Annotated in this window: 8 protein-coding genes, 2 pseudogenes and 1 riboswitch; all 10 genes and pseudogenes read right to left on the bottom strand. The window is 37.7% G+C overall.

Annotation, left to right across the window (positions count from 1 at the left end; translation table 11 throughout):
• Nucleotides 1-572 (bottom strand): annotated as a pseudogene (locus HT723_RS06510) (transposase family protein); the annotation flags it as partial.
• Between the two features lie 140 nt (nt 573-712).
• Nucleotides 713-1,696, bottom strand: coding sequence for an MFS transporter (locus HT723_RS06505; RefSeq protein ID WP_188111017.1), 984 nt, complete (start codon nt 1,694-1,696; stop codon nt 713-715).
• Nucleotides 1,697-2,464: 768 nt separating this feature from the next.
• A pseudogene (locus HT723_RS06500) lies at nt 2,465-2,593 on the bottom strand (phosphatase PAP2 family protein); the annotation flags it as partial.
• Nucleotides 2,594-2,619: 26 nt separating this feature from the next.
• Nucleotides 2,620-3,840 (bottom strand): MFS transporter, encoded by a 1,221-nt coding sequence (locus tag HT723_RS06495; RefSeq protein ID WP_172934870.1) that lies wholly within the window; start codon nt 3,838-3,840, stop codon nt 2,620-2,622.
• Nucleotides 3,841-4,039: 199 nt separating this feature from the next.
• On the bottom strand, nt 4,040-4,912 hold the full coding sequence (locus tag HT723_RS06490) for a helix-turn-helix transcriptional regulator (protein WP_078836295.1): 873 nt from the start codon (nt 4,910-4,912) through the stop codon (nt 4,040-4,042).
• Nucleotides 4,913-5,023: 111 nt separating this feature from the next.
• The gene (locus tag HT723_RS06485) at nt 5,024-5,674 is read right to left on the bottom strand and encodes a phosphatase PAP2 family protein (protein WP_345890244.1); all 651 of its coding nucleotides are present in this window, start codon (nt 5,672-5,674) and stop codon (nt 5,024-5,026) included.
• A complete protein-coding gene (locus tag HT723_RS06480) occupies nt 5,664-6,227 on the bottom strand; it encodes an ECF transporter S component (protein ID WP_000185834.1) in 564 nt (187 codons plus the stop codon). The genes HT723_RS06485 and HT723_RS06480 overlap by 11 nt, the downstream gene beginning before the upstream one ends.
• Nucleotides 6,228-6,390: 163 nt before the next feature.
• A riboswitch (FMN riboswitch) is annotated at nt 6,391-6,609 on the bottom strand.
• Nucleotides 6,610-6,662: 53 nt separating this feature from the next.
• Nucleotides 6,663-7,166 (bottom strand): tRNA (cytidine(34)-2'-O)-methyltransferase, encoded by a 504-nt coding sequence (locus HT723_RS06475; protein ID WP_000181381.1) that lies wholly within the window; start codon nt 7,164-7,166, stop codon nt 6,663-6,665.
• Between the two features lie 192 nt (nt 7,167-7,358).
• On the bottom strand, nt 7,359-8,189 hold the full coding sequence (locus HT723_RS06470) for an energy-coupling factor transporter transmembrane component T (protein ID WP_119942615.1): 831 nt from the start codon (nt 8,187-8,189) through the stop codon (nt 7,359-7,361).
• Nucleotides 8,174-9,856, bottom strand: coding sequence for an ABC transporter ATP-binding protein (locus HT723_RS06465; protein WP_119942617.1), 1,683 nt, complete (start codon nt 9,854-9,856; stop codon nt 8,174-8,176). Before HT723_RS06465 ends, HT723_RS06470 begins: the two co-directional genes overlap by 16 nt.
• Between the last annotated feature and the right edge of the window lie 84 nt (nt 9,857-9,940).

Genomic DNA, 9,940 nt, shown 5'->3' with positions numbered 1-9,940 from the left:
CTTGAGGATATATCTTCATAAGCCCTTGATAAGCACTGTCAGCCAAGATTTTACCAGCTTGTCCGATATTTCTGCGACTCATTTTGAACAACTTCATATCATGACAATAGTTCACAGCGATCTCCAAAGAAACAATTCTCCCTTGACTTGTGACAATCGCTTGAGCCTTCATAGCGTGAAATTTCTTTTTACCAGAATCATTCGCTAATTGTTTTTTTAGGGCGATTGATTTTTACTTCCGTCGCATCAATCATTACCGTGTCCTCAGAACTGAGAGGAGTTCTTGAAATCGTAAAACCACTTTTAACAAGAGTTACTTCAACCCATTGGCTCCGACGGATTAAGTTGCTTTCGTGGATAGCAAAATCAGCCGCAATTTGTTCATAAGTGCGGTATTCTCGCACATATTGAAGAGTGGCCATAAGAAGGTCTTCTAGGCTTAATTTAGGTTTTTATCCATCTTTTGCGTGTTTAATTTTTAATACGGCTAACATCTCTTCAAAAGTCGTGCGCTGAACACCAACAAGGAGCTTAAATCGTGTATCAGTTAGTTGTTTACTTGCTTCATAATTTTATTGTATCATATTTTTGTTTCACAGGAAGTCTAATCTAATGGAATAGGAGGCAGTAAGATGGAAACTATCATAGCTTGTACTCATAAACTACTCAAAACGATATATGAAGTCTTATATCTCCATAAAAATACATAATTTCACAGTGTTTTTTTTAATGCTGACGATATTACAGGAATAAATGAAATTGCAAAATAAATGATAACTGAAATAAAGTATACTGGCAAAATTCCAATTAAGTCTGCTAGATAACTAAATGAAACTAGCGCTACAGCATACATTAGTTGCATTAAAACACTTCTGGCAGCAAAAGCTCTTGCCAGTATACTAGGATCAACTTTTTCTTGAATAATTGATTCTTGAATTATATTTCTAATTTGTGCAGGGGGGCCGACTAGAAAAGAAATAATAATTGTTATGATAGGGCTTCTATTAACAGTGTAAAATAGTGTGAGTAGTGTAACAAGAAGTGATGATATAAACAAAAATTTTCCTGGAAAATGTTGAAGTTTATGAGAGTATTTTGTTATTACCCCTCCTCCAACTATAATCCCTAAGAAGTATGCTGAACCCTGGTATCCCCACCAAGTTTCACTTGTTAAAAGGATAGTAGTTGTAAATGCTAGGAGGTATGAAGATGTCCAAATCACATTTGCAAAATTTTCAATAATATCCATAATAGTTATATCCCTGATGACAGGATTATCCCTTATAGGTATGAGACCTTCAAAAATTTGATATACATATGAATTTTTGGAAGAGTTTGGTTTATGTTGATTCTTTTCAACGTGAATATAAAAACTTAGAACTGAGGAGAGCAAGAAACACAAAGATATACAATATAATGAATATTGCAAACCTAGTAACGTAGACAATGGAATTGCAAGTGCCCAGCCTGCTGTTTGAACGGATTGACGAATGCTTAGGGTGAGACCGTTTGCTTTTACTATCGCATCATTATCAACTATACTAGGAACAATAGCTAGACGTGCAGGAGTATAAAAACTATTGGTGATGCTTATTAAAAAGACTGTGGAATAGGTTATTATAATACTATCATTAAATGAACTGATAATGGTATAAGACAGAGTAACTAGCCCACCAATCAGATTAGTAAACGACAATACATTTTTATGTGAAATTTTGTCTAAAAAATAGGTCCAATCAAACCTCCTATAACTGCTGAAATAGTTCCTATTATCAAAACAAATGTTGATTCACTGATAGAATTACTTTGTGAATAAACCTTTGAGATGATTGTTACACTGAAAAAAATATTTGCAATCAAGTTAAAAATTTGATTGCAAAGTAAGTATTTAAAATTATTATTGCTTATCTTAACTCATTCCTTTTGCAAATAAATATTGATTAGTATAGCAAAAAAATATATTTTACGCAATTACTATGCTCTCGTGTTGATATACCATACATATGAAAGCTTCTACCTTTCCTTTTGTATATCTATCTAATTTTAGCCATATTGCTTGAGAATTCCATAACCTTTCTTGCAAAATCATAGTTTTAGGTGGTGACTAAAATAGATAGAAATATAATATTGCTTACGGTAGAAATTATGGTATCTCTTGGGAACAGTCATCTCTCTAAACATGTAAAGTCTGATTTTATTAATTAAGGAGGTACATTTATCGTATGGTTTTATAATCACTCTATGAGGGACAGGGGGATCACTTGCTGATTCCTCCTAATTTCTAGCTGGACGGTATTGATCGGACTCTTTATAAGCTCTAATGTTGCATGGGAAGAGCTCCTCCAACTTAAATCAGCGTAATGGGATAATACAGAATGGTCCATTTTTCTAATAAGTATAGTTGAGTCGGATGGAGATCTTTTATATTGACTTTCATTTCTTTCTCCTCAAGGGAATTCGATACTCACTTCTGCTTGCCTTTAAATCGCCATTGGAAGCGCAGCTTGTCATAGAAGGGAAACTCGATAAACAAGACTCCCAAGCCCACACAGAGACTGGCAAGAACGTCTGATGGATAATGAACTCCCACCCAAAAAGAGACAGTAGTTCATACTACTATTACTCTATTTTCATTGCTTTCACAATTGCTAAGGCAGTCAATACAAAAATAAAAAGTGGAAGCACTGTGATTTTTATGTTTGTAGCACTCGCTAAGGCAACGATGAGCATGCTAAGAATTCCTGGTACAACAACATTGAATACTCCAAGCACTGACTGGATGGTTCCCATGACTTCTTCTGGAACCATCGAGAATACAAGGTTGAAAATCCGAGGCCCCATCATTCCTACTGCAACTGCGCATAAGAAGACAACTACCAATAAAAGGAGGAAATGATTGGTCAACCAAGAAAAGAGAATACAGAGATGCATAATTTCTTCAAAGTAGACAATCATTTTTATGGGAATATTTTTTAGGATACCTCCACTCAAAAAACTTCCCACAATCGTTCCTGAAAAAATAACCACTGACAATGCTGCAATGGATTTCCCAGTGTCAAAGAAGATAAATGGATGATGAATCAACATCAAGGTCGTTAAAGGGGTAATAATGCTTAAAATCACTTGGTTCATAGCAGCAATGAATATTAATTTGATGATGGCTGGAAAACTTGCCAATATCTTCATAGAATAGAGGAAATGCTCTCCAAAAGATTTTGCGGTTAATCCTTTACTAACCTCCATCTGTCCCTCAATATCTCTCAAAGAAGTACGAATAAACACCACACCCAACAGTGCAAAAAGAAAGGTCAAAGCATTCAAACCCACAAACATCTGAAGACTGATGACCCCAATCAAAACTCCACCTGTAAGGTTGCTAAGAATATTAACTACACCAGCAGTTGCCTGTCTAAACCCCATAGCATCTGTCATATCATCTCCTATAATCCTCACATACAAAGGAGAAATCATAGCACCTGCAAAATAACTCATAGTATCTGATAAAAGATTGATGCCACAAATAAGAAAAACCATCCCCATAGAAAAGTTCTTATCCGTTACAAACAGTGTCAATAGAGTATAAAGCAGAAACTTACTTGCCAATATAGCAATATATTTTGCAACACGATTTTTTTGAAAATCGGCAATAACGCCTGTGAACAACTGAGAAATCTGCGGCAAAGTCTCCGAAACTGTTATACAAAGAACAGCTAATGAAGCAAATTTATATCCCGATACATAAGAAATAAAGGAAATATAAAATAGCGTATCACCAAATGACGAAACCCATTGATTAATCAGCAACATCCGGTAACTTTTATTGGTCAGAAAAGTATTCATTGGATTGCCTCCTTCTTCAACTCAAAAGGAAATTGAAACCCTAACAACGCCCAATATATCCCCAAAGTTCCAATACCAAAATCAAAAACTATTGATGATATTCTAACACATCAATTTTGGTTTGTCAATAATTTTTATGGTGTTTTTTTATTTTTTTTGAAATATGATTTTAAGTTATCTAAAAATACAAATCTTTTTCTTAATCTTCACTTTCCAATAATTTCATTTCCTTCTCAATTTCTAGCATCATTCTCTGGTTCTCTTCGTGCTTGTAAAGCTGATAAGATACTTGATAAAAACCTAGTATCCTATCCCTTTCAGCAAAGCTCTCGCTTATATTTCCCAATAAACAATACAAATCTGCTAATCGATAACTACTATTATATCTTTTACAAATAGCTATCGTTTCTGTAATTTCTTCTATAGCTTCAGATGTTCGTTCATTCAACCACAAATATCTACAATAGTTATATCGGAATTTAATCATCAATTCTAACTGTTCCAAATGATGAACAGATAGTGACTGGAGGTTCTCTTTTAAAAGTTGATAGAGTTCCTGATATGTGTCTTCCTGCCCCATATCAAAATAAAAATTAGCCAAGGTATTTCCCAGTTGTAGATAGTAAAAATCAGATTTTTTCAGAGATAACAGTATTTTTTCCAGTTTCGCAACTGCCCCTGTTTGATGATTTAAATAACAGAATTGAACTAATGTATCAATCCAGTCCAAATAAATCTGGTCTTTAGCAGATAGACGAGCACGTTTAGATTTTTCCAGTTCATAGATGTAATGGAGAGATTCATATTCCCTCTCATCCAAAAATTTCTTAGATAATTCTTTAAACTTATCAATATTTTCTAAACTAGAAACCTCAGTATCTTCAAAGAAATAATCCATGCTCACCTTCAATCGCTTAGATAGTTGAAAGAGTAATTCTGACCCAGGTGAATATTTACCTTGCTCCATACGGCTAATCTGCCCTTGCTCACAAATCCCCTCAGCTAATTCTTTTTGAGATAATTTTAATTCCTTTCTTTTATTTTTTAAGCGTGTCGCTAATAACATACCCACACTTTCTTCCTCCTTGCTTTATTTATTAAAATATATCAAACACCAAAACATGTTTCAAGTATATATTTCATATGTTTCTATTTGTATTTGTACAATTTTTTATCTTTTCCATCACTTCTGCTTGCCTTTAAATCGCCATTGGAAGCGGATCTTGTCATAGAAGGGAAATTCGATAAACAGGACTCCCAAACCCAGACAGAGACTGGCAAGAACGTCTGATGGATAATGAACTCCCAGATATACCCTTGATACCAGCACACTAACTAGGTAGAGGCCAAGGACGATTTGTACAATTTTTCTCCAGACTGGATTTTTAATTCGTTGACTGAGAATGACAATCAGAGTACCTACCATCAAAGTTACAGCCAGAGAATGCCCACTTGGGAAGGAAAATCCCTTCTCCTCCACAAGATGTAAGATAGCTGATCGTGGGCGCTGGTAGATATTTTTAAAGGTCACGATTAAAAGACCCGCTAAAGCCAAATTCCCCAGCATGAAGAAACTTTCTATCTTCCATCGCTTACGATAAAAGACAAAAGCTGTAATAACAACCCAAGTGATAATCACTGGGATATCAATCAAGCGTGTGATGGCTTTGAAAAGAATAGTCAAGTAATCTGGCAAATCTCCTCGAACTACCGTTTGAATCAATTGGTCAAAACCGACCAGCGTTTCAGGGTAAAATTTGACCATGTAGCCAAGAATAACGAAAAGTAAAAGGGCAAAACTGCCCTTCATTAAAAATGTTTGTTTATCTCTCATAATGTTTTAAGGTTGGTTTCAAGAGAACATACAACAACCAGAATGAAACGGAAAAGATTACACCCTCAATCAAGTTAAAAGGTAATACCATGGTCATTAGGTAGTTGGAAAGTCCCAAAATTTTTCCAATATCAAAGTTAGCAAACTTAGCGTACAAAGGAACAGCGTAAACATAGTTGAGAACCAACATAGCCACGGTCAAGCCAATAGTTCCAGCTAGAGAGCCTAGTAGGAAACGAAGGGTTGTCCGTTCCTTTTTCCAAATCAAAGCAAATACGATGACAAAAACTCCCAAAGCTACGATATTCATTGGCAAACCAATATAAGTATTCACTCCCTGACTGTTAAGAAGCAATTTCAAGAGTGAGCGAAGCAAGAGAACTCCTAGAGCAGCAGGCAAATCCATGACCACCAGACCCACAAGGACTGGCAAGATACTAAATTCGATCTTGAGGAAGGACGCCGCTGGCAAAAGCGGAAAGTCAAAGTACATCAGCACAAATGAGATGGCTGATAAAATCGCAATGGTCGAAAGTCGACGTGTGTTTGTCATAACAGGTTCCTCCAATTTTCTATAAAATCAGAAGAAGTTAGAAAGGATTCCTCTATCTATTCTCACTTTTTATATCCCAAAAGTTCCCTCTCACTCTATTAAGGAAATTCGAGCAAGCGGTTACAGTTTAGCTATAAATCTATCAGAACAGACAAAGCTATTCTTTCGTCTTCTCCCATCCAGACTATACTGTCGGTTGTGGAATCTCACCACATCAGCTTGCGCTCGCGGACTTATTTGGCTAAGATATTTTAGATTTATCTAGGCGTCGCAGTCGAAGATAATACTTAAAGTATATCGAGACAAGACAACGACGAGAAAGCTAAAATAGCTAGTCAAATTTACCGCCGGTCGGGAATCACACCCTGCCCTGAAGACTCTTTTATCATAACAAAAAACGCTTGCAAGCGCAAGCATTTTGTTCATTTTCATTTTTTATTTCAATTTATCTGCTTCATAGGTATGGACGAGCTCAAGACCTGCAAAGTTCTGCTGGCGAAGAGCCTCATAGACAATCATGCAGACGGTATTAGACACATTGAGACTGCGGACATGTTCATCATTCATGGGAATACGAAGAGCCTTCTCAGGATGTTCTCGCATAAAATCTTCAGGTAAGCCCTTGTCTTCACGTCCAAAGAGAAAATAATGGTCCTCATCAGTCGATAAATCCACATCAGAATACACTTTTTCCGCAAATTTCGAAATCAGATAGAGTTTGCCCTTCATCTGAGACATAAAATCTTCCAAACTCTCGTAAAAATAAATCTCTAGCTTATCCCAATAATCCAATCCAGCTCGCTTCATCTTGCGATCATCAATAGGAAAGCCCATGGGCTTGATGATGTGGAGGGGAGAATTGGTCGCAGCGCAAGTACGCGCGATATTGCCCGTATTTTGTGGAATTTGAGGTTCAAATAATACAATGTGATTTGTCATGACTTGCTTCCTTTCACCATTGCAAAAAAATAGCCACACTGCCCGGAGTCAAGCTCAGCAAACAGCGTGGTTAAGGCATCGTTAACTTACCTCACAACAGGTTTGAAGTAAATCAGCGAAACTACTTTCTTAGTATAACACTTTCAGAATCATTGTCAATAGAAACGACTTGATTTTTTCAATTTTTTCAAGCTATTTCCAAGGGTTGTAAAATCGTCCCTGATTCTGCAAGATAAGTAGTAAACTAGCTACTAAAAACAAGGTTGCCAAGAGCAAGGTAATATAGTCTCCTTTTTTCAAGGCCTGATAACTATACCATGTGCGTTTTTTTTCTTTCCCAAAGCGGCGAAGCTCCATGGCAGTCGCAATGGTATCAATGCGTTCTAGCGAGCTAAAAATCAAGGGCGTAATAATGAGCAGATTGCCTTTGATTCGTTGCATAAGAGAAGCTTTCTTGGATAATTCCATCCCACGCGCCTCCTGAGACATCTTGATAGTAAAGAATTCTTCCTGCAAATCTGGAATATAGCGCAAGGTCAGGCTGACTGAATAGGCAATCTTGTAAGGCACACCAATTTGATTTAAACTGGAAGCAAACTGACTAGGGTGGGTTGTCATCAAAAAGATAATAGCCAGAGGAATGGTGCAAAGGTACTTAATAGCCAGATTTAGCAGATAAAAGAGCTCTTGACTGGTCAGAGTGTAGGCACCGATTCCCTGCCAAATCACACTTCTCTCTCCGTAAAGTCCAACCCCATACTCGGGAGAAAAGAGATAGACCATCAAAACGTTTAAAACGGCAAATACCGTCGCAAAAACGGCTACAAAGGAAACATCTTTAAAACGGGTTTCTGACAAATAGAGGAGAAAGACTGAAAAGATGGCAATCAGCAAGAGCATTCTGGTATCATAGCTAATCATGGCCGCCAATGATACCAGAATGAAAAAGAGAAGTTTCCCAGCTCCTGACAAGCGATGAATCACAGTATCTCTATGCTGGTAACCGATTAATTTAGTTTGCATCCTTCTCTCCTTTCTTTGTAAAATGCCGTTAAAGCAAGTGGATCCACGTCTAGTTTCTTGGCCAAGTTAAAGATTGAAGTTTCTTTTAGGTTGGCTTTTACTAACAGCTCAGGATTGCTCAACAGACTAGCTGGATCAGTATCAGCAATCAATTCCCCATCCACCATGACAAGGGCTCGGTCTGAATAATCCAGCATCAATTGCATATCATGGGTAATCATGACAATGGTATGACCTTTTTGATGCAACTCTTCAAGAAATTCCATAATCTCAGTATAGTTCTTCTGGTCTTGACCTGCTGTCGGTTCATCTAGGAGGATAATTTCAGCTCCTAAGACCAAAATCGATGCAATAGTAACACGTTTTTTCTGACCAAATGACAGGGCAGAAATGGGCCAATTACGGAATTCATAAAGACCACAGATTTTCAAGGTTTCATAGACTCTCGTTTCAATTTCCTGCTCGTCCACACCTCGCAAACGAAGCCCTATAGCCACCTCATCAAAAATCATATTGGTTGAAATCATTTGATTGGGATTTTGCAGCACATAGCCTACTCGTTCCGCTCGTTCTGCAACAGAATCTCCTTTGATATCCTGTCCTTCCCAAAGGTAGCGACCTTCCGTCTGAATAAAGCTACTTAAGGCCTTGGCTAGAGTTGACTTCCCAGCACCATTTTTTCCGACAATAGCAATTTTTTCACCCTTTTTAATATCCAAATGTAGGGATTTTAAAATCGGTCTATCATCATAAGCGAAAGAGACATCTTCAAGTCGAAAGAGTGACTGCAATTCTGGGGTTTCTTTTACCAGTTCCGTCTGTAACTGGACTTGCCCTTTTGAGATAGACAAGTTATCCAGATCTGCTAATTGTTCTTCCTTGACTAAGTCCACACCTAATTGACGGAGAGTCGTTAGATAAAGGGGTTCTCGAATTCCATTTTGAGTCAATAAATCAGTCGCAAGCAACTGGTTAGGACTCCCATTAAAAAGAACACGACCATTGTTTATCAAGACAATCCGATCCACAGGGCGATGCAGAACATCCTCCAAACGGTGCTCGATAATAAGAGTCGTCGTCCCCTCTTCCTTATGAATCTGGTCAATCAATTCGATAATATCCTGACCTGACTTGGGATCTAGATTGGCGAGTGGCTCATCAAACAAGAGAATCGGACTTTCATCAATCAAGACACCAGCCAGACTGACTCGCTGCTTTTGTCCACCTGACAAATCCTGAGGACGCTGCGGCAGTAAAGGGAGAAGATCCAGCTTTTCAGCCCATTTATGAACACGGCTTTTCATCTCATCTAGGGCTGTCACATCATTCTCCAGAGCAAAAGCCAGATCCTCTGCCACAGACAGGCCGATAAACTGCCCATCTGTATCCTGCAAAACTGTACTGACCAGATGAGACTTATCATAGATGCTCATATCAAAAGCGGCTTGACCCTTGATCACAAATTCTCCAGACATCTGGCCCTTGTAAATATTGGGAATAATTCCATTCAAACACTGACCTAAGGTAGACTTGCCTGACCCAGATGGGCCAACAATTAAGACTTTCTCTCCCTTGTAAATGGTCAAGTCTACCCCTTGCAAGGTCGGTTCTTGTTGTGTTTCATACCGGAAAGAGAAATCCTTCCACTCAATTATAGCTTCTTTCATCTTACTCTCTTCATTCGCTTCTTCTACTCAATGAAAATCAAAGAGCAAACCAGGAAGCTAGCCGTAGGTTGCTCAAAACACTGT

The organism is Streptococcus sp. 2106 (genome assembly GCF_013277315.1).
Classification (GTDB): Bacteria; Bacillota; Bacilli; order Lactobacillales; family Streptococcaceae; genus Streptococcus; species Streptococcus pseudopneumoniae.
This window is presented reverse-complemented; position numbering and strand designations above follow the sequence as displayed.